Annotated in this window: 13 protein-coding genes and 1 pseudogene; 8 read left to right on the top strand and 6 right to left on the bottom strand. The window is 64.0% G+C overall.

Annotated features, from left to right (window positions below; all coding sequences use genetic code 11):
* Nucleotides 1-29: 29 nt before the first annotated feature.
* The 5 genes and pseudogenes from ABWW33_RS19760 (at nt 30) to ABWW33_RS19780 (ending at nt 9174) form a co-directional block, all read left to right on the top strand.
* Nucleotides 30-1619: a POT-type proton-dependent oligopeptide transporter gene (locus ABWW33_RS19760; RefSeq protein ID WP_353403421.1), complete on the top strand. Its 1590-nt coding sequence runs from the start codon at nt 30-32 to the stop codon at nt 1617-1619.
* Between the two features lie 110 nt (nt 1620-1729).
* Nucleotides 1730-4489, top strand: coding sequence for a pullulanase-type alpha-1,6-glucosidase (gene pulA / locus ABWW33_RS19765; protein ID WP_353403343.1), 2760 nt, complete (start codon nt 1730-1732; stop codon nt 4487-4489).
* Nucleotides 4490-4537: 48 nt separating this feature from the next.
* Nucleotides 4538-4894 carry a PKD domain-containing protein gene (locus tag ABWW33_RS19770; protein WP_176652757.1) on the top strand — a complete coding sequence of 119 codons (357 nt, stop codon included), beginning with the start codon at nt 4538-4540 and terminating at the stop codon, nt 4892-4894.
* 97 nt (nt 4895-4991) lie between these two features.
* Nucleotides 4992-7183: pseudogene (locus ABWW33_RS19775) on the top strand (GH92 family glycosyl hydrolase).
* Nucleotides 7184-7362: 179 nt separating this feature from the next.
* On the top strand, nt 7363-9174 hold the full coding sequence (locus ABWW33_RS19780; protein WP_353403344.1) for a sensor domain-containing phosphodiesterase: 1812 nt from the start codon (nt 7363-7365) through the stop codon (nt 9172-9174).
* On the opposite strand, the gene ABWW33_RS19785 is transcribed toward ABWW33_RS19780, so the two are convergent.
* The 3 genes from ABWW33_RS19785 to ABWW33_RS19795 all read right to left on the bottom strand — a co-directional run bounded on the left by ABWW33_RS19785 (nt 9128) and on the right by ABWW33_RS19795 (nt 13895).
* Nucleotides 9128-10816 carry an alpha-amylase family glycosyl hydrolase gene (locus ABWW33_RS19785; protein WP_176652752.1) on the bottom strand — a complete coding sequence of 563 codons (1689 nt, stop codon included), beginning with the start codon at nt 10814-10816 and terminating at the stop codon, nt 9128-9130. The genes ABWW33_RS19780 and ABWW33_RS19785 overlap by 47 nt on opposite strands.
* Before the next feature lie 18 nt (nt 10817-10834).
* Nucleotides 10835-12466, bottom strand: coding sequence for an alpha-D-glucose phosphate-specific phosphoglucomutase (locus ABWW33_RS19790; RefSeq protein WP_353403346.1), 1632 nt, complete (start codon nt 12464-12466; stop codon nt 10835-10837).
* 100 nt (nt 12467-12566) lie between these two features.
* Nucleotides 12567-13895, bottom strand: a complete 1329-nt coding sequence (locus ABWW33_RS19795; protein WP_353403347.1) for an MFS transporter — start codon at nt 13893-13895, stop codon at nt 12567-12569.
* Between the two features lie 174 nt (nt 13896-14069).
* Here ABWW33_RS19795 and ABWW33_RS19800 point away from each other — a divergent pair, with 174 nt between their 5' ends.
* Nucleotides 14070-16520, top strand: a complete 2451-nt coding sequence (locus ABWW33_RS19800; protein ID WP_353403348.1) for a TIM-barrel domain-containing protein — start codon at nt 14070-14072, stop codon at nt 16518-16520.
* Nucleotides 16521-16656: 136 nt separating this feature from the next.
* Nucleotides 16657-18486 carry a M2 family metallopeptidase gene (locus tag ABWW33_RS19805; protein ID WP_176652748.1) on the top strand — a complete coding sequence of 610 codons (1830 nt, stop codon included), beginning with the start codon at nt 16657-16659 and terminating at the stop codon, nt 18484-18486.
* A 10-nt stretch (nt 18487-18496) separates the two neighbouring features.
* Here the strand turns inward: ABWW33_RS19805 and ABWW33_RS19810 are convergent, their stop codons facing one another.
* A complete protein-coding gene (locus tag ABWW33_RS19810) occupies nt 18497-19060 on the bottom strand; it encodes a TetR/AcrR family transcriptional regulator (protein ID WP_176652747.1) in 564 nt (187 codons plus the stop codon).
* Between the two features lie 137 nt (nt 19061-19197).
* Here ABWW33_RS19810 and ABWW33_RS19815 point away from each other — a divergent pair, with 137 nt between their 5' ends.
* A complete protein-coding gene (locus ABWW33_RS19815; protein WP_353403349.1) occupies nt 19198-19848 on the top strand; it encodes a glutathione S-transferase family protein in 651 nt (216 codons plus the stop codon).
* A gap of 21 nt (nt 19849-19869) precedes the next feature.
* Here ABWW33_RS19815 and ABWW33_RS19820 read toward each other — a convergent pair whose 3' ends face one another.
* Together ABWW33_RS19820 and ABWW33_RS19825 are read right to left on the bottom strand one after the other, a co-directional pair.
* Nucleotides 19870-20340 carry a hypothetical protein gene (locus tag ABWW33_RS19820; protein WP_176652745.1) on the bottom strand — a complete coding sequence of 157 codons (471 nt, stop codon included), beginning with the start codon at nt 20338-20340 and terminating at the stop codon, nt 19870-19872.
* 34 nt (nt 20341-20374) lie between these two features.
* Nucleotides 20375-21892, bottom strand: coding sequence for a tryptophan halogenase family protein (locus ABWW33_RS19825; RefSeq protein WP_353403423.1), 1518 nt, complete (start codon nt 21890-21892; stop codon nt 20375-20377).
* Nucleotides 21893-21929 lie beyond the last annotated feature (37 nt).

A 21929-nucleotide genomic window follows, 5' to 3' on the forward strand; every position in this document is an offset into this window, starting at 1 on the left:
AAATAGTGAGCAACACCGGCAACGGGCCGATGCCCCGGCAAATTCCATACATCATCGCCAACGAAGGCTGCGAACGTTTCAGCTTCTACGGCATGCGCAACATCCTGACGCCCTTCCTGCTCAGCACCCTGCTGCTGTTCGTGCCGCTGGCAGACCGCGCCAGCGAGGCCAAGCACGTGTTCCACACCTTCGTCATCGGCGTCTATTTCTTCCCGCTGCTGGGCGGCTGGCTAGCCGACCGCTGGTTTGGCAAGTACAACACGGTGTTCTGGTTCAGTTTGATCTACGTGGCCGGCCACGCCTGCCTGGCCATCTTCGAGGACAACCTCAAGGGCTTCTATTTCGGCCTGTTCCTGATCGCCTTCGGCTCGGGCGGCATCAAGCCGCTGGTGGTGGCCTTCGTCGGCGACCAGTTCGACCAGACCAACAAGAACCGCGCCAAGGTAGTGTTCGACGCCTTCTACTGGATCATCAACTTCGGCTCCTTCTTCGCCTCGCTGCTGATGCCGGTGTTCCTGCGCGACTACGGCCCGGCCGTGGCCTTCGGCATTCCCGGCGTGCTGATGGCGATCGCCACGCTGGTGTTCTGGCTCGGCAAGCGCAAATACGTGCACGTGCCGCCGGCCGCGCCGAATCCGGACTCCTTCAGCAGCGTGGCGCGCACCGCCTTGATGACCAAGGTGCCGGGCCGGTCGAACCCGGGCCTGCTGATCGCCGGCGTCGGCGCGCTGGGCGCGGTCGCGGCGCTGGTCATGACGCCGCAATGGGGCTTCGTCATCGCCGCCTGCACGGCGCTGGTGCTGCTGCTGGCGTTTGGCGGCATCGGCGTGTCGCTGCAGCTGGACCGCGCGCGCGGACTGCATACCGATGAAGCGGTTGAAGGCGTGCGCGCGGTGCTGCGCATCCTGATCGTGTTTGCGATGATCACGCCGTTCTGGTCGCTGTTCGACCAGAAGGCCTCGACCTGGATCGTCCAGGCCAATTCGATGGACAGCCCGCTGCTGTCGATCTTCGGCTGGGAATTCAAGCTGCTGCCGGCGCAGATGCAGGCGGTCAATCCTATCCTGGTGATGCTGCTGATCCCGTTCAACAACCTGGCGCTGTTCCCGATCATGCGCCTCATCGGCATCACGCCGACGCCGCTGCGCCGCATGGGCATGGGCATCGCGCTGTCGGCGCTGGCCTGGGTGGTGATCGGCATGATCCAGCTGAAGATGGATGGCGGCGACAAGGTGTCCATCCTGTGGCAGCTGCTGCCGTATGCGCTGCTGACTTTGGGCGAGGTGCTGGTTTCGGCCACGGGCCTGGAGTTCGCGTACAGCCAGGCGCCGGCGTCGATGAAGGGCATCATCCTGAGCTTCTGGTACCTGGCTGTCACCATCGGCAACCTGTGGGTGCTGATCGTGAACGCCGGCGTGAAGAACGAGGCTGTCAGCGCCTACATCGCCGGCAGCGGCGTGAGTCTGATCGGCTTCCAGATGTTCTTCTTCGCCGCCTTCGCGCTGCTGGTCGCGGCCATCTTCGCGCTGTACGCATTGCGCTACAAGATGGTGGACAACTACCGCAGCGAAGGCGCCGCAAACTTGTGTTACCCAGCTACCGCGAAGGATAAGTCGTAGGTCAAAGTATCAAAACTACAGATTTTGGATTACCATAACCGGCAAATTCAAGGGTATTTGCTGGTTTTTTGTAGCCACACTACCTAAATCTATAGTTTTGGAGGCGGCACATGGCGGGGAATCGGATTGCTGGAATTTCTATTGGCGGCGCGCTCGCGCTGAGCTGTCTGGCCGCTGCGGCCGCCAATCCGCCCGCCGGGCCGACGCTGGATGCCTGCGACGGGCCGTTTGCCACCGTCCTGCGGCAGGCCTCCGCCGCCGACGCGCGCGCCTACTGGCTCAATCGCCAGTTGATCAAGTGGCCGGGCGCCGATGCCGCCGGTGGCGCTTTCAAACTCTATTACTCGTCTTCCGCATCGCTGCATGCGACGCCCGGTGCACGCGTGTCCGGTGCGGACGGCTCGCTGGCGTTGGTACGCTTCGATGGCAGCTTGCCGGCGGATGCCGCGCAGCGCTTCAAATTTGTCGGCAATGGCACGGTGCTGGCACTGGCGCCTGCCGACGGAGCGCGCCTCGGCGGCGTGCTGACGCGGCAGGTGATGCTGGTACACGAGGCCGACGACGGCACCGTGCGCGATGCCACTACGCTGCAAATCGCCGGCGCGCTGGACGACCTGTATGCTGGCGCCGCCAATGCGCGCGATCTCGGCGTGACGGTCGGCGCGGCGACCGGCTTCAAACTTTGGGCGCCAACCGCGCAGCGCGTAGCGCTGTGCACCTACGCCAGCGGCTCCGGCAAGGCCAGCGCCATCACCGCCATGCAACGCGACGACGCCACCGGCATCTGGTCCGCGCGGCTGCCTGGCAACCAGTCCGGCCACTACTACCAATACCTTGTGGACGTCGTCGCGCCGTCAGCAGGCCTGGTGCGCAACCTCGTCACCGATCCCTACTCGATCAGCCTGACCACCGATTCCAGGCGCAGCTACATCGCCGACCTGAACGCCGCCCGCCTGAAGCCCGCCGGTTGGGACAAGACGCCGGCGCCGAAAAAAGTCGCCGCCCAACCCGACATGACAGTCTACGAACTGCACGTGCGCGACTTCTCGATCAACGACAGCACCGTCAGCGCCGCGCACCGCGGCAAGTACGCGGCCTTCACCGAGGCCGGCTCCAACGGCATGAAGCACCTGGCAGCGCTCAGCAAAGCCGGCATGACCGACATCCACCTGCTGCCGGTGTTCGACATCGGCAGCGTGCCGGAGCAAGGCTGCGCCGTGCCGGACGTTGCCACCCTGCCCGGCCTGAAACCGGACGGCGAGGAGCAGCAGGCGCTGGTCGCAAAAACCCAGTCCGCCGACTGCTACAACTGGGGCTACGATCCGTACCACTACAACGCCCCCGAAGGCAGCTACGCCACCGATCCCTCCGACGGCGCCAAACGCATCGTCGAATTCCGCCAGATGGTGCAGGCGCTGCACAAGACCGGCCTGCGCGTCGGCATGGACGTGGTCTACAACCATACCTTCATCGCCGGCCAGCACGAGAAATCCGTGCTGGACCGCGTGGTGCCCGGCTACTACCACCGGCTGAACGCCAAAGGCGAGGTCGAACGCTCGACCTGCTGCGACAACACCGCCACCGAAAACCTGATGATGGCCAAGCTGATGATCGATTCGGTCGAACAGTGGGCCGTTCAATACAAGATCGACTCGTTCCGCTTCGACCTGATGGGCCACCAGCCGCGCGCCGCGATGGAGCAACTGCAGGCCCGCGCCGACCGCGCCACCGGCCGCCACGTCAACCTGATCGGCGAAGGCTGGAACTTCGGCGAAGTGGCCGACGGCGCGCGCTTCGTCCAGGCCTCGCAGCTGTCGCTGAACGGCAGCGGCATCGGCACCTTCAGCGACCGCGGGCGCGATGCGGTGCGCGGCGGCGGCGCGGGCGACAGCGGCGTGCAGATGATCACGCAACAGGGCTACATCAATGGCCTGGTGTACGACGCCAATGCGCAAGCCGGCGTCCGCCCCGCCGCCGACCTGCTGCACGCGGCCGACCTGGTCAAGGTGGGCCTGGCCGGCTCGATCCGCAGCTACCCGTTGACCATCGCCGATGACCGCACCGTCGCGCTGCAGGACATCGTCTACGGCGGCAACCAGCCGGCCGGCTACGCCAGCGAACCGGGCGAAGTGGTCAACTACGTCGAGAACCACGACAACCAGACGCTGTTCGACATCAATGTCTTCAAGCTGCCGCTGGCCACCACCAGCGCCGAGCGCGCGCAGGTGCAGATGCTGGGCGCCGCCATCAACGCCTTCAGCCAGGGTGTGGCTTACTTCCATGCCGGCTTCGACATCCTGCGTTCCAAATCGCTGGACCGCAACAGCTTCGAGTCGGGCGACTGGTTCAACCGCCTGGACTGGAGCTACCAGGACAACTACTACGGCATCGGCGTGCCGCGCGAGGAAGACAACGGCAAGGACTACGCCCTCATCAAACCGCTGCTGCGCAACGCCGCCATCAAGCCGTCGCCGAAAGACATCGCCTACGCGCGCGACGCCTTCCGCGACCTGCTGGCGATCCGCTCCAGCAGCACGCTGTTCCGCCTGCGCACCGCCGCCGACATCAAGCAGCGCCTGCGCTTCCACAACACCGGCAGCGGCCAGGTGCCGACAGTGATCGTCGCGCACCTCGACGGCGCCGGCTATGCCGGAGCCAATTTCAAGTCCATCACCTACCTGATCAACGTCGACAAAGTCGCGCAACGCGTCACCGTGGCGGAAGAGAAAAACCGCCGCTACCAGCTGCATCCCGTCCACACCAGCATGGCCGCAGCGGACAAACGCGTGGCCTTGGAAGCCAAATACGACAAGGCCTCCGGCACGTTTGCAATTCCGCCACGCAGCGCCGTGGTCTTCGTGGAAAAGTAGGAAAGACCATGCTATCTTTTCGGCTCCCTATGGATCCGGAAAGAGATCATGATGAACCGCCTCCCCGCCGCGCTACTCCTCCTCGCCTTGGGCGCCTGCGGCGGCGGAGGCGACTACACCACACCGGCCAATCACGCGCCGGTGGCCATCGCCGGCCCGGCACAAACCGTCCCGGCGGGCAGCTCGGTCAAGCTGGCCGGCAGCGGCACCGATGCGGACAAGGACATCCTCGGTTATTCGTGGACGCTGACCAAACCGGCGGGCAGCACCGCGACGCTGCTGAACTATCACGTCGCCACGCCTACCTTCTTTGCCGACCTGCCCGGTACCTACGCCGCCACGCTGATCGTCAACGACGGCACGCTTGACAGCACACCATCCACCGTCACCATCACCGCGCAATAGGCCTATGAAACAGCTACTCGCTCTGCCAGCTTTATTGTTAGCGTTATCCGCGTACGCTGCGCCAATTGGCGATCCCGTCGAATGGATCAATCCCCTGATGGGCACCGCCAGCAAGCCGGAACTCTCGAACGGCAACACCTACCCGACCATCGCGCTGCCGTGGGGGATGAACTTCTGGACGCCGCAGACCGGCAAGATGGGAAATGGCTGGGCCTACACCTACGACGCCGACAAGATCCGCGGCTTCAAGCAGACGCACCAGCCGTCGCCGTGGATGAACGACTACGGCCAGTTCGCCATCATGCCTGTCACCGGCAAGCTCAGATTCACACAGGACGACCGCGCCAGCTGGTTCTCGCACAAGGCCGAAGTGGCCAAGCCTTACTACTACAGCGTCTACCTGGCGACGCCGATGTGACCACCGAAATCGCGCCGACCGAACGCGCCGCGCAGTTCCGCTTCACCTTCCCCAAGACAGACGAAGCCTGGGTGGTGGTGGACGCCTACGACAAAGGCTCGTACATCAAGGTGATCCCGGCCGAGCGCAAGGTGATCGGCTACAGCACGCGCTACGCGCGCGGCCCGCTGCCGAAGAACTTCAAGAACTGGTTTGTCATCACCTTCGACAAACCATTCGCCTCCACCCGCATCTGGAGCGGCGACAAGCTGGCTGGCGACATGATGGAGCTGGCCAGCGACCATAGCGGCGCGGTGCTCGGCTTCAAGACCGAAAAAGGCGAGAAGGTCGGCATGCGCGTGGCCTCCTCCTTCATCAGCGCGGAACAGGCGGAACTGAACCTGAAGCGCGAACTGGCCGCCGACAGCTTCGACACCACCGCGCAAAAGGGCAAGGACGTCTGGAACAAGACGCTGAGCCGTATCAGCGTCGAAGGCGGCAGCGTCGACCAGACGCGCACCTTCTATTCCAGCCTGTATCGCATGCTGTTCTTCCCGAACAAGCTGTACGAGATCGGTGCGAACAACCAGATCGTCCACTGGAGTCCCTACAACGGCCAGGTCCTGCCCGGCTATATGTTTGCCGGCACCGGCTTCTGGGACACCTTCCGCGCGCTGTATCCGTTCCTGAACCTGATGTACCCGTCGATCAATCGCGAGATGCAGGCGGGCCTGGTCAACGACTACAAGGAAGGCGGCTGGCTGCCCGAGTGGTCCAGTCCAGGCCTGGCCAATGTCATGATCGGCAATAACTCGGCGTCGGTGGTGGCCGAGGCCTACGTCAAGGGCCTGCGCGACTACGACATCGACACGCTGTGGCAAGCGCTGAAGCACGGCGCCGACAACGAAGGCCCGATGACTGCCGTCGGCCGCGCAGGCGTCAAGTACTACAACGAGTTGGGCTACGTGCCCTACGACGTCAAGATCGACGAGAACGCCGCGCGCACGCTCGAATACGCGTACGACGATTTCGCCATCTACCAGCTGGGCAAGGCGCTCGGCAAGCCGCAATCGGAGATCGGCATCTACAGGCAGCGCGCGATGAACTACAAGAAGCTGTTCGATCCGGAGACTGGCCTCATGCGCGGCAAGAACCGGGACGGCAGCTTCCAGTCGCCGTTCAATCCATACAAATGGGGCGACGCTTTCACCGAGGGGAACAGCTGGCACTACACCTGGTCCGTGTTCCAGGACGTGAACGGGCTGATGGACCTGATGGGCGGCCGCGACAAGTTCGTCGCCAAGCTCGATCAGGTCTTCACGCTGCCGCCGACTTTCGATGAAAGCTATTACGGTGAAGTGATCCACGAGATCCGCGAAATGCAGATCGCGAACATGGGGCAGTACGCACACGGCAACCAGCCCATCCAGCACATGATCTACCTGTACGATTACGCCGGCGCCCCGTGGAAGACCCAGTACTGGGTGCGGGAGGCGATGAACCGCCTGTACAAGGCCACGCCGGACGGCTACTGCGGCGACGAGGACAACGGCCAGACCTCGGCCTGGTATGTGTTCTCGGCGCTGGGCTTTTATCCGGTCACGCCGGCGGTGCCGCAATACGTGGTCGGCGCCCCGCTGTTCAAGAAGGTCACGCTGAAGCTCGAGAACGGCAAGACGGTGGTCATCAACGCGCCGGCCAACAGCGACAGCAAGCGCTATGTGAACGCGCTCAAGGTCAACGGCAAGCCTTATTCGAGGAATTGGCTGGACCATACTAGCTTGATGCAAGGCGCAATCCTGGATTTTGACATGGCTGAAAAGCCCAATATCCGCCGCTCCACCTCTGCCGCCGACGCGCCATACTCCCTGTCGGCCGATCCGCAACACTAGTCAATTGTGATCGAGCAATGAACCGGAGACCGTGCTATGCTATGTTTTTCCTTTCGGCAATTTAAATCATAAGTTGCGCCCCGGGAGCCCCACCCCGCTCCCGCTGCAGTCCTCCAGTGCCCAGTCCCGCATTGAATAGCCCTTGTCAGAGAACCGCGTTACCACGCAAAGACCAGATCATGACTATTTCTTGCACACTCGCCGAAGCACGCCGCATGGACGCGCTCAATAAATTGAACCTGCTGGACACGCCGCCCAGCGAAGCCTTCGACCGCATCACGCGCATGGCGGCCCGGCTGTTCGACCTGCCGATCGCCGCCGTGTCGCTGACCGACGCCAACCGCCAGTGGTTCAAGTCGCGCGTGGGCGTCGAGCACACCGCCATCCCGCGCATGCGCGCCCCCTGCGGCAGCGTGGCCGACAGCGGCGACCTGCTGGTGGTCCCCGACCTGCTGGAAGACGAATATTTTCGCGACAGCCCGCTGGCCGCCAGCGGCGTCCGCTACTACGCCGGCGCGCCGCTGACCACCGCCGACGGCCACTGCCTGGGCGCGATGTGCGTGCTGGGCATGCAGCCGCGCCAGACCACGCCCGACGAGATCAGCGCCTTGTGCGATCTGGCCAGCATGATCATGTCGCAGATCGAACTGCAGCACGCGCTGGGCCGCATCGATCCGCTCAGCGGCCTGCCGAACCGCAACCAGTTCATGGAAGACTTCCAGGACCTGCAGTACGACCGCCCGGCCGGCGAACAGCGGCTGGCGGTGCTGATCAACCTGTCGACGCCCGACCAGCTGGGCCATGCGGCGCGCGCGATGAGTCCCTCCTATCTCGACGAACTGGTGACCGACGCCGCGTGCTGGCTGCGCGCGATGGCGGGTGCGGGCCGCATCGTGTACCAGGTGTCGAGCACCCAGTTCGCGCTGATCGCGCCGCCCGGCGCGACGGTCGCCACCTATGTGCCGCTGCTGGAGCAGAAAATCGCCCAGGCACAGTGCATCGCCAAATCGCGCTACGTGGCCACGCCCACGGTCGGCGTGGCGCCGTTCGAAGTGGGCGCCTCCGATTGCCTCAGCGTGCTGCGCCAGGCGCAGAGCGCGGCGCAGGACGCGATCGACACGCCCACCCATATCGCGGTGTATTCGGAAGCGGAGGATGCGCGCTACCGCCGGCGCTTTGCCCTGCTCAACGATTTCGGCGCGGCGCTGGAAAGCCCCGGCCAGCTGCGGCTGGTGTTCCAGCCGCGCATCGACCTGATCACCGGCATGTGCACCGGCGCCGAAGCGTTGCTGCGTTGGCAGCATCCGACGCTCGGCGCGGTGGGGCCGGCGGAATTCATACCGGTGATCGAGCGCTCCGGCATGGCGCAGGCCGCCACCGCCTGGGTGCTGGCGTCGGCGATGCGCCAGCAGCGGCTGTGGCGCGACCAGGGCTTGATATTGCAGCTGTCGGTGAACGTGTCGGCGGCCAATCTGCTGGAACCGGATTTCGCCACCGCGTTGGAAGCGGGCTTGCTGCAGCATGGCCTGGAGGCCGCCTGCATGGAGCTGGAGATCACCGAAAGCGCCATCATGGCGCAGCCGGTCAAGGCCCACGCGATGCTGGAGGCCATCGCCGCCACCGGCGTGCGGCTGGCGATCGACGACTTCGGCACCGGCTACAGCAGCCTGTCGTATCTGCAGCGCATGCCGGCCGACGTGGTCAAGATCGACCAGTCGTTCATCATCGGCCTGGAGGACGACACGCGCAAGCAGGCGCTGGTGGCCACCATGATCACCTTGTCGCAGGATCTCGGCCTGCGCGTGGTTGCCGAAGGCGTGGAGTTCGACGAGGTGCGCACCTTCCTGACACTGGCAGGTTGCGACGAAGCGCAGGGCTACTTGTTCGCCCGGCCGATGGAGGCGGAAGAGTTAACCGGCTGGTGCGCCTCTTCCGCTCCCGCCATTACTCCTGGCCGATCAGCACCGTCGCATTACGCGTTCCAAATGTGACGCCGCCGCCTTTGACCACCGCAGTCTTGCCGGAGTAGTAGTCCTTCACCTTCTGGCCGTTGGCGAACACGCCGTGCAGGTCGATCTTCGCCGGCTTGTCGGTCGGCAGGTCCAGCGCGACCACCACCTTGTCGTGCAGGGCGCCCTGGTCGTATGTGCGCTTGAAGACATAAGGCTTGGCCTGCAGCTGCTGGTGCACGCCGGCGCCGACCGCCACGTGCGCCTTGCGGAACAAGCCGATCCTGGCCCAGTGCGCGCGCACCTCGGCGATCTTGTAGCCGTCGCGTTCGACGTTGCGCTCCAGCTCATCCCAGTTCATGAAGGAACGCAGCTTGGCGTCGCCCACCGCCTCGGCCACGTCCAGCTTGCGCGCGGTTTCGTCGCCGTAGTAGATCTGCGCGGCGCCCGGCGCCAGCAGCAGCTTGTTGGCGCTTTCAAAAGGCTTTTTGCGCGACGCGTCGAACGGCTTGTCGAAGTCGTGCGAGTCCAGGTAGTTCAGCACCGAGTAGCCGTCCAGCGCGCCGCCATGCAACTGCTTCGAATAGGCGCTGAACAGCGATTCGTAGTCCTTCTCCGCGTCGTACACCAGTCCGAAATTAATCAGGCTGTTGAAGCCGTTCTGGTAGTAATTGAAGGCCTGCCCGCCGCCCAGGTCGAACATCTGGCCTTGCGCGATGTTGTAGTTGAAGACTTCCGCCGTCATGTAGAACTTGTCGTCGCCGAGTTTCTTGTCCGGATTGGCGCGCTTCCAGTCGTCGAAGGCCGCGTCGGCCACGGTGCGCAGCTCCTTCCAGACCTTGGCCTCGACGTGCTTGACGGTGTCTGCGCGGAAGCCGTCGACGCCGTATTTGCGTATCCAGTCCGTATGCCATTTCATCAGATAGTAGCGCGGTGCGCGCGGATAGCCGGTGCGGGCGAAGAACTCGTTCAGCTCTTTCACTTCGCGCTCGAAGCGGCCTTCGCGCTGCCACTTCGCCGCCAGGTTTTCCGGCAGCTCCACCGGCGTGTCGCTGTCGGTGCGGAAGTCCGGCAGGTTCTTCACCAGCGTGCACTCGATGGAGGTCTTCGCGTCCTTGTAGGTGCACTGCGGTCCGGTGCGGACCCAGTCGTCCGGCCATACGTAGTCGGTCTCCGTTACCGGTCCGGTCTGGTTCATCACCACGTCCAGCAACACGCGGATGCCGTGCGCGTGCGCGGCTTCGACGAAATTGCGGAAGTCGTTTTCCGTGCCCAGGTTGGCGTCGACGGTGGTGAAATCCTTGGCCCAGTAGCCGTGGAAGCCGTAGGACTTGCCGGTGCCTTCATCGGTGCCCTCGTGGATCTGCTCCACCGGCGGCGTAAGCCAGATCGCCGTCACGCCAAGGCTGTCGAAATAGCCTTCGTTGATCTTGCTGGTGATGCCGGCCAGGTCGCCGCCCATGAAGCCGCGCAGCGGACCCGCGTCCGCCTTGCGGCCGTAGGCCAGGTCGTTGCCGGTAAAGGCGTTGTTGAAGCGGTCGGTCAGCAGGAAATAGACGGTGGCGTTCTCCCACAGGAATGGCTTGGCCGCCGGCGCGGTGGCGGGCGGCTTGGCCGCCATCGCCGGGGAATACGCGGCGCCGAGCGCCAGTGCCAGAGTCATTGCGAGGGGAGTCAATTTCATGCTGTCGTCCTTATGGTTTTATGTGGTGACGGTCGGACGCGCTCGTCCGGTCCATCCGGTTATGCCGCCGACCTGCTCGGCGATCAGTATCAACGCCGCCAAGGCCTGCTGCGTCGGCAAATGGTGATAAGTTGGATCGGCTTCGTAGCGTTCCAGATAGACGCGCAAGGTCGCCCCTTCGGTGCCGGTGCCGGACAGGCGGAACACGATGCGCGAACCGTTGGTCATGACGATGCGTATGCCCTGCTGCCGGGCCACCGAGCCGTCGACCGGATCGGTGTATTCGAAATCGTCGGCCAGGGCGACCACGTAATGGCCCAGGTCCTGCCCCGGCAGCGTGGCCAGCTTGATGCGCAGGGAAGCCATCAGCTCATTGGCGGCGTTGGTTTCCACCGCCTCGTAGTCGTGACGCGAATAGTAGTTGCGACCGAAGCGCGCCCAGTGTTCGCCCACCAGCTGCTCGACCGACTTGCCGCTGGCGGCCAGCAGGTTAAGCCAGAACAGCACCGCCCACAGGCCGTCCTTCTCGCGGATATGGTCGGAGCCGGTGCCGTAGCTTTCTTCGCCGCACAGCGTGGCCTTGCCGGCGTCCAGCAGCGTGCCGAAGAACTTCCAGCCGGTCGGCGTTTCGTAGGCGGGGATGCCCAGCGCCTCGGCCACGCGGTCGGCCGCCTGCGAGGTCGGCATCGAACGGGCGATGCCTTTCAGGCCGTCGCGGTAGCCCGGCGCCACGGTCGCATTCGCGGCCAGCACGGCCAGGCTGTCCGACGGCGTGACGTCGAACTTGCGGCCGACGATCATGTTGCGGTCGCCGTCGCCGTCGGATGCGGCGCCGAAGTCCGGCGCATCGTCGGCGGCCATGATGGCGATCAGCTCGGCGGCGTTGACGGGGTTCGGGTCCGGATGGTGGCCGCCGAAGTCCTCCAGCGGCACGCCGTTGATGACGGTGCCGGCCGGCGCGCCCAGCATGCCTTCGAGGATGGCCCTGGCATACGGACCGGAGACCGCGTGCATGCCGTCGAAGCACATGCGGAAGCCGCCGCCGAACAGCGCGCGGATCGCCTCGAAGTCGAACAGCTTCTGCATCAGTTCCGCATAGTCGGCGACGGAATCGATCACTTCGACCTCCATCTGCTCGATGCGCGTAACGCCGATGCGATTGAGGTCGACGGCGGCGGCGTCGCTGATGCGGTATTCGGTGATGGTCTCGGTGCGCTGGTGGATCGCCTCGGTCACGCTTTCCGGCGCCGGGCCGCCGTTGGCGATGTTGTACTTGATGCCGAAGTCGCCATCCGGTCCGCCCGGGTTATGGCTGGCCGACAGCACGATGCCGCCCAGCGCGCCATGCTTGCGGATCACGCAGCTCACGGCCGGTGTCGACAGGATGCCGCCCTGCCCGACCAGTACCTTGGCGTAGCCGTGGGCGGCGGCCATGCGCAGGATGGTCTGCACGGCGTCGCGGTTGTGGAAGCGGCCGTCGCCGCCCAGCACCAGCGTCTTGCCGGCGCAGTCGCCCAGCGTGTCGAACACGCTTTGCACGAAGTTTTCGAGATAGTGCGGCTGCTGGAAGACCGTGACTTTTTTCCGCAGGCCGGAAGTCCCCGGCCGCTGGCCAGGGAAGGATTTGGTGTTGACCGTCTGAATGCTCATGTTCGCTCCGCGTAGGGTGGTGACAGATTTACTGCAACGGTTTTACCTGTTCCGGCAAAATCGCGTCGCACAAGTAACTTGTCTCACGAACAATATTACATCAATGGCCGGCCGGTTCTGCGTTATCGCGCACGGCCAGCGTCAACACGCCCGCCACCACCATGCACACGCCGCCCAGCATCAGGGTCTTGACGGTATGGCCCATGAACCAGTGTTTGGTCACAAACCCCAGCAGCACGCCGCTGACGATTTGCGGAATGACGATGAAGAAGTTGAACACGCCCATGTAGTAGCCCATCCTTTTGGCCGGCAGCGCGCCGGCCAGGATCGCGTACGGCATGGTCAGGATCGACGCCCAGGCGACGCCCACGCCGATCATCGGCAGGTACAACATGCTCAGGTCGTGGATGGCGTAGATGCTGAACAGGCTGACGCCGCCGATCAGCAGGCAGCTCATGTGCACGAACTTGCGGCTGGTCTTGCGCGCGAGGACGGGCAGGATGAACGCGGCCAGCGCCGCCACGCCGCTGTACACGGCGAACATCACGCCGACGCGGTTGCCCGCCTCCTGGAACGCGGCCGATTGCGCGTCGGTGGTGCCGAACACGTTTTCGCCGATGGCGGAGGTGGTGTAGATCCACATCGCGAACAGCGCAATCCAGGCGAAGAACTGCACGGCCGCCAGCTGCACCATGGTCTTCGGCATCTTGGTGAAGCCGCCGAGGATCTCGGCGAAGGCGTGGCCCAGGCCCTTGCTGCGCTGCTGCTCGGCGCGGAACGCGGCCAGGTCGTCCGGCGGCGTTTCCTTGACGGTGACCACGGTCCACAGCACGGCCAGCATGTAGATGGCGCCGCCGGCGTAGAACGAATAGCGCACGGTGTCGGGGATGGCGCCGTTGACCGGCACGTTGCTGACGCCGAGGACATCGGCGAAGATGGTCGGCAGCAGCGAGGCGATCACCGCGCCCCAGCCGATGAAGAAGGTCTGCATCGCGAAGCCGGCAGTCTGCTGCGATGGCCCCAGCTTATCGCCGACGAAGGCGCGGAAAGGCTCCATCGACACGTTGATGGCACCGTCCATCAGCCACAGTACGGCGACGGCCATCCACAGCGCGGTGGAATTGGGCATCAGGAACAGCGCGATCGACGCCAGCAAGGCGCCGACGAAGAAGAACGGACGACGGCGGCCCCAGGTCGGGTGCCAGGTGTTGTCGCTCAAATAGCCGATGATGGGCTGCACCAGCAGGCCGGTGACCGGCGCCGCGAGCCAGAACAATGACAAGTCGTCGGGATTGGCGCCCAGCGTGGAGAAGATGCGGCTGGTGTTGGCGTTTTGCAGCGCGAAGCCGAATTGAATGCCGAAAAAGCCGAAGCTCATATTCCATAACTGCCAGAACGACAGTATGGGCTTGCTGCTGGATGGTTGCATGCTGCGGGTCCCCGATTATTTGAATTTGTAGCAAAATAACACGGCACCCCATCAGTGTCAATTGAAAGAATTACCTAGTAAAATAAAGGCTTAAGGCCATCCCAGGGACCGAATTTTGTAGTCAAATGTAGCCAAACAACAAAATCATAACAACCACCGAGACCGCATACTTTCATGAAAAGCAACTCCATCGCCACACTGGCGGCCGTACTGCCGCTGATTGTAGTCAGCCAGGCAGCCAGCGCGCAGAACGCCGACCGCAAATTCGACAGCGCCACCCGCCGCGACGGCCAGCTGGAAGTCCACACCAGCGACGGCAGCTACCTGATCAAGCCCTACTCCGCCGCCATCGTCGAAACCACCTTCGTGCCCAAGGGTGAGCAGGCCGACCCGGCATCGCATGCGGTGGTGCTGGCGCCGGCCGCAGTCAAGACCACGCTGGTCACGAAAGCCAACAGCGTCGAATATGCCACACCCGGCATCGTCGTCACGATTACCAAGTCGCCGTTCCAGATCGCCTACGCCTACAAGGGCAGGAAGCTGGTCGCGGAAAAACACGGCTACCTGAAGATGAAGGACGATATCGCCACCGGCAGCAAGGATATCAACAAGGGCGAAGCGCGCGAACTGGAAGCCATCGAGTTCGCACTGGACAAGGACGAGGCGCTGTATGGCGCGGGCGAACGCGCGGTCGGCATGAACCGCCGCGGCCATCGCTTCACCTTGTACAACAAGGCGCACTACGGCTACGGCGACAAGTCGGAGCAGATGGGCTATGCGATACCGGTGGCGCTGTCGTCGAGAATGTACGCCATCCATTTCGACAATCCGCAAACCGGCTACCTCGATTTCGACAGCAGGAAGGACAACAGCCTGACCTACGAGACCATCGGCGGCCGCAAGACCTACCAGGTCGTCGCCGGCGACACGTGGGAAGACCTGGTCGGCAACTACACCAGCCTGACCGGCAAACAACCGCTGCCGCCGCGCTGGGCCTTCGGCAACTTCGCGATGCGCTTCGGCTACCGCAACGAGACCGTGGCGCGGCAGACGGTGGACAAGTTCATCGCCGACGACATCCCGCTCGACGCCATCGTGTTCGACCTGTTCTGGTTCGGCAAGGAGATCAAGGGCACGATGGGCAACCTGGAATGGGACCAGGACAGCTTCCCCAACCCCACCGGCATGATCGCGGACTTCCAGAAAAAAGGCGTGCAGACGGTGGTCATCACCGAGCCGTTCATCCTGGACTCCTCCAGCAAATGGCAGGAGGCCATCGACAAAAAAGTGCTCGGCACCGACGCCGACGGCAAGCCGCTGGCCTACGACTTCTACTTCGGCCACACGGGGCTGATCGACATCTTCGCCAAGCCGGGCAAGGACTGGTTCTGGAATATCTACAAAGGCCTGCGCCAGCAGGGCGTGACCGGCGTCTGGGGCGACCTGGGCGAGCCGGAAGTGCATCCGACCGCCATGCGCCATGCGGGCGGCCTGACGGCGGACCAGGTCCACAACATCTACGGCCATCAATGGGCGCGGCTGGTGGCGGAAGGCTACCAGCAGGACTTCCCTACCGAGCGTCCGTTCATCCTGATGCGCGCCGGCTACTCGGGTTCGCAGCGCTACGGCATCATCCCGTGGTCCGGCGATGTGGACAGGGGCTGGGGCGGCTTGCAATCGCAGCCGGAGATCTCGCTGCAGATGGGCATGCAGGGCGCAGGCTATATGCACTCGGACCTGGGCGGCTTCGCCAATCCGGTGCTGGACAATGAGCTGTACACGCGCTGGCTGCAGTACGGCGTGTTCCAGCCGGTGTTCCGTCCGCACGCGCAGGACGAAGTGCCGTCGGAGCCGGTTTACCGCGAAGACCGGACCAAGGCGCTGGCGCGCGAGGCCGTCCGCATGCGCTACCGCCTGCTGCCATACAACTACACGCTCGGTTTCGACAACAACCAGAAGGGCCTGCCGCTGATGCGGCCGATGATCTACGAGGAGCCGGGCAACGCCAGGGTGCGCGCGATGTCGTCGACCTACTTGTGGGGCAAGGACTTCCTGGTCACGCCGGTGCTCAAGCAAGGCACCACCACGGCCGAGGTCTACTTTCCCGCACGCAGCGCATGGTTCGATTTCTACACCGGCGAGAAGCGCGCCGGCGGCGTCACCGACACGATCGCGCTGGCCGCCGACCACGTGCCGGTCTACGTCCGCGCCGGCGCCTTCATCCCGATGGTCAAGCCGGTACAGTCCACGCGCGACTACTCGACCAAGAATCTCGAGCTGCACTACTACCACGACGCCTCGGTGAGCGCCGGCGCCGGCAAGCTGTATGACGACGACGGCCTGACCGCGCAAGCCTACGAACAGGGCAAGTACGAACTGCTGCACTTCGCCAGCAAGCTGCAGGGCCGCAGCCTGACGCTGCGCGTGGAGTCGGAAACGGGCAATCGGTACCAGCGCCCCGAGCGCAGCATCGCGCTGCAGGTGCACAACGTGACCAGCCACCCATCGATGGTGCGCGTCGACGGCAAGCCGGTGATCTTCGTCTGGGACGAAGCGTCCAAGGTGTTGAACGTGCCGATGCCGGCCTCCAGCCAGGCCAGCCGCAGCGTCGCCATCGCCCTGTAAGCGTGTATCATTGCTGTCAACCCGGGGTCAGATCTGACATTCGGACACGAGCCCTGCCGTAGCGGCCGCTACGGCAGGGCTCGTGTCCGAATGTCAGATCTGACCCCGGGTTTGTACAACAAGACCACCAAGGGAGATGCCTGTGTCACCAAAACTCATCAGCACGCTGCTGGCGTTCAGCGCCATGACAGCCGCCAGTACCACCGTGCTGGCCGCCCCCGCAAAAAAACCTACCGTCGCCGAAGCCGAACGCTTCCTGGCCGACACCGAGGAACGTCTCAATAAGCTGAACAACGAACAGGCCAGGGGCGCCTGGGTCGGTTCCAACTTCATCACCGACGACACCGAGGCCATCGCGTCCTACTTCGCCGAACGCTACCTGACGGCGGCGGGCGAGGCGGCGATTGCCGCGCGCCGCTTCAACGGCTTGAAGCTGGCGCCGGAACCGGCGCGCAAGATGATGCTGCTGCAGCAGACGCTGGTCTTCGCCGACGCCAAGGAACGCGAACAATATGCGCAGCTGCAGGCCGCCATGAACGGCGCCTACGGCAAGGCCAAGTACTGCGTCAAGAAGGATGACGGCACCGGCGACGCCTGCATGGCGCTGGGCGAAATGGAGAAGGTGCTGGCCAGCAGCCGCGACGAGGCCAAGCTCAAGGAAATGTGGCTGGGCTGGCACGCGCAGTCGCCGTCGTACAAGCAGAAGTACACCGAATACGTCGCCCTGTCGAACAAGGGCGCGAAACAAATGGGCTTTGCCGACACCGGCGCCATGTGGCGCGCACAGTACGACATGCCGCCGGAAGCCTTCTCCGCCGAGATGGAGCGCCTGTGGCAGCAGGTCAAGCCGCTGTACGACGCGCTGCACACCTACACCCGCTACAAGCTGCGCCAGACCTACGGCCCGGACGTCGTGCCGCTGACCGGCCCGATCCCGTCCCACCTGTTCGGCAATATGTGGGCGCAGAACTGGAACAACTTGTATCCGCTGCTGAAACCGGCGACCGGCGCCAGCAGCTATGACCTGAGCAAGGTGCTGGAGGAGCGCAAGACCGACGCCAGGCAAATGACGCAATACGCCGAGCGTTTCTACACCTCGCTGGGCATGCAGAAGCTGCCGGCATCGTTCTGGGAGCGCTCGCTGCTGACCAAGCCGCGCGACCGCGATGTGGTGTGCCACGCCTCGGCATGGCCGCTGAACGAGAAGGACGACGTGCGCATCAAGATGTGCATCACGCCGACCGCGGAAGACTTTACCGTGATCCACCACGAGCTGGGTCACGTCTACTACTTCCTGGCCTATGGCAAGCAACCCTATTTGTTCCGCAACGGCGCCAACGACGGCTTCCACGAAGCCATCGGCGACACCGTGGCGCTGTCGATCACGCCGGGCTATCTGCAGAAAGTGGGCCTGATGGACCAGGCTCCGGACGCCGACGCCGACATCGGCCAGTTGCTGGAACGCGCGCTGAGCAAGGTCGCGATTCTGCCCTTCGCCTACTCGGTCGACAAATGGCGCTGGGACGTCTACTCCGGCAAGACCAAGCCTGCGGACTACGACAAGACCTGGTGGCAGCTGCGCGAGCAATACATGGGCATGAAGCGCCCGGCCGCGATCTCCAGCGACGGCTTCGACGCCGGCGCCAAGTACCACGTGGCGGCCGACGTGCCGTACGCTCGCTACTTCCTGGCCGACATGCTGCAGTTCCAGTTCCACCGCGCGCTGTGCCGCGAAGCCGGTTACACCGGTCCGCTGCACCGCTGCTCGGTGTACGACAACGCCAAGGCCGGCGCCAAGCTGCAGCAGATGCTGGCGATGGGCGCGAGCAAGCCGTGGCCGGAAGCGTTGAAGGCGATTTCAGGCGAAGACAAGATCGACGGCGGCGCGCTGCTCGACTACTTCGCACCGCTCAAAACCTGGCTGGATGCGCAGAACGCCGCCTTTGCGGCGGCTGAGAAGAAGTAAGGCCAGCATATCAGGGCAGCAGACCCGCTGCCCTGTATCCGGCCAACGTCTGGTCGAACACCTTCACATCATCGCACCCGCGCGCCACCAGCTGCGCGCCTTCAATCGCCGAGAACACGGCAAACGCCCATCCCTTCAACGCCGCCGGCGCCATCTTCGGCTTGCCGATCGCCAGCACCCTGGCCAGCCACTCGACGATCAATGTGGTAAACCGCTCCACTTCCGCCTTCACCTCCGGCGCCAGGCTGGGTCGCTCGGCCGCCAGCACGCCGGCCATGCACATGCGGTTCTCGCGCATCAGCGTATCGCGGAACACCGCCGCATACCTGGCGATGCACTCCTTCCAGTCCAGCCCATCGGCCAGCAAGCCTTCCAGGTAGCCCAGGAACTCCTCGGTGTACTGGCGCGCCAGCGCCGCGCCAAGGTCGCCCTTGGTCGGAAAGTAGTAATGAATGCTGGAGCTCTTGACCCCCACCGCCTCGGCCAGGTCGCGAAAACTCAGCGCGTTGTAGCCGCCGGCCTGCACCATCAGGCGCGCCGCCATCATCACTTCCTGCTTCTTGTCGCTTGCCATATCCATTCCCGGTAAAAAAAATCGCTTGACGCGACAAAACCTCCGGACTTATTATCTACCTATCGATAGATAGACAAATCCAGCTTATCGATCCATTGTAACCTATCTACCGAGAGGTAGATTTAATGAAAGATCCTATGAAAATCCACGACATCCCCGGCTTCCCCAACCCCGCACGCATCCGCATCGTCCTGGCCGAGAAAGGCCTCACCGAGCAGATCGAATTCGTCAAGGTCGACCTGTTCGCGGCCGAGCACAAGCAGCAAGCCTTCCTGTCCAAGAACCCGACCGGCGTGGTGCCGGTGCTGGAACTGGACGACGGCGTCTTCATCTCGGAATCCATCGCCATCACCGAGTACCTGGACAACCTGGACGGCAAGCCTGCGCTGACCGGCACCACCCCGCGCGAGAAGGCCATGATCCACATGATGCAGAAACGCGCCGACGACCAGCTGATCGACGCCATCGGCATCTACTTCCATCACGCCACGCCCGGCCTGGGCGAAGCGCTGCAGCCGTACAAGAGCCCCGAATGGGCGCACCGCAAGGAATGGGGAGAACGCAACCTGGAGAAATTCAAGCGCGGCATGGCGTACTTCGACAGCGTGCTGGCGACCCAACCCTACCTCGCCGGCGGGCAGTTCTCGGTGGCCGACATCACCGCCTACTGCGCGCTGCTGCACGCGGCCTTCGTCGACGTCACGGTGCCGGCAAGCCTGCCCGCGCTGGCGGCGTGGCAGGCCAGGGTGGCCGAACGGCCCAGCGTCAAGAACCGCTCCGGCCAATGACGCGGTGACCTGGCATGGCGGTCAGCAATCGCTGGTCGCCACGTTCCCCTTCTGCATCTGCTCGCGGCAGCGGGCGGAATTGCGCGCGGTTTCGCGCATGTTCTCATCCTTCAGACGCTCCGCCTCACGCGCGCGCTGCTCCAGCAGCGGCTTGGCCGCGGCCTGGTCCTTGTCCAGGCCCGGCGCATTCAATGGACGCTCGATGGTCGCGGCCAGATCGGTGCGCACCGACAGATTGGTCCAGTAAGTGGCCTTGGCGCCGCTGGTCCACACCGCCGTCACTTCCGGCGTGGCGATGCTGCTGACCGAATCGCCGAACTCATAGGTGCGCGTCACCGGCGCGATGCCGAGCGACTTGCCGCCTTCGTAGATGGTGGCGCCGGCAGGATTGCTGTCGTAGGTCAGCATGGCGGTACGCGGACCGGTGGTGGCGCAACCGGCAAACGCGGCGGACAACGAAACCAGCAGGGCCAGACGGACTATTTTTTTCATTGATATCTCCTTTTATCGTCAAATCAAACACACATTACATTTTGTCCCGCTTCGCCGCGCAGTTGGCGGCGATGTAGGCGGAATGGAGCGGCATCGCATCCGCGCAGTTCTTGATCACGCTGGTGACTTCGTCCATGTAGCCGTTGATTTCCTGCTCGCCGATCAGGTCCACCAGCGGGTTGTAGGACTTGGGGCGCAGCCGCTGCCCGTGCATCACCTGCAGCCAGTTGTTCTTGGTGAACAGCTCGCCGCCTTCGCGGAACACGCGGCCGTTGCTGCGGAACAGATCCATCTTGTGCTGCAGCAGTTCGGGCACCGCCATGTTGCGGCAGTAGTCCCAGAATGGCGTGTCGCTGCGTTCGGTGGCCTTGTAATGCAGGATCACGAAGTCGCGCGCCCAGATGTACTCGTCGTCCATCACGCGGTTGAACTGGCGGATATCGGCGGCATCGAAGCCGGCCGCCGGGAAGTAGGTCAGCAGATGCGCGATGCCCATCTGGATCAGGTGGATGCTGGTCGATTCCAGCGGCTCGATAAAGCCGCACGACAAGCCGATCGACACGCAGTTCTTGTTCCACGCCGTGGTGCGCTTGCCGGTGCGGAAGCGCACGGGGCGCGGCTCGGCCAGCGGCTCGCCATCGAGGTTGCTCATCAGGATGGAGGTCGCCTCGTCTTCGCTCATGTACTTGCTGGAGAAGACGTGGCCGTTGCCGATGCGGTGCTGCAGCGGGATGCGCCACTGCCAGCCGGCGCCGCGCGCGGTGGCGCGCGTGAACGGCGTCAGCTCGGCGGCGTTGGCGCAGGGCACGGCGATGGCCGTGTCGCACGGCAGCCAGTGCGACCAGTCCTCGTAGCCGGTCTTGAGCGCGCCCTCGATCAGCAGCGCGCGGAAACCCGAGCAGTCGATGAACAGGTCGCCGTCGATCTTGCCGCCGTCCTCCAGCACCACGGCCGCGATGTGGCCGTCGGCGTCGCGCAGCTGGACCTCGGCGATCTTGCCTTCGATGCGCTGCACGCCGCGCGCCTCGCTGAAGTTGCGCAGGAATTTGGCGTACAGGCTGGCATCGAACTGGTAGGCGTGCACGATCTGCGCCAGCGGCGAATTGGGCAGGTCGGTCTGCGCGCGCATGAACTTGTTGTGCATGCTGGCGACATTATTGAGCGAGAAATGGTCCAGCTCGGGCGCCTTGCCCGCCAGGTATTGCTTGAGCCAGTACTGGTGGAAGTCCACCGTCCACGTGTCCTGGCCGATGACGCCGAAGCCGTGGTAGTAGCGGTCGCCGATGCGGCCCCAGTTGACGAACTCGATGCCGAGCTTGAACGTGCCCTGGGTCTGGCGCATGAACTCGTCTTCGTCCAGCTCCAGCATGCGGTTGAACAGGTTGATCATCGGGATCGTGGCTTCGCCCACGCCGATGGTGCCGATCTGGTCCGACTCGACCAGCTTGATGCTGTACTGGCCCTTGAGCGACTTGGCCAGCGCGGAGGCGGTCATCCAGCCGGCCGTGCCGCCGCCGACGATGACGATATTTTTCAGTTTGCGTTGTTCCATCATCCAGACCCAGACACCATGCAAGGGGAGATGCATG

This window comes from Duganella hordei (assembly GCF_040369125.1).
GTDB lineage: Bacteria > Pseudomonadota > Gammaproteobacteria > Burkholderiales > Burkholderiaceae_D > Rugamonas > Rugamonas hordei.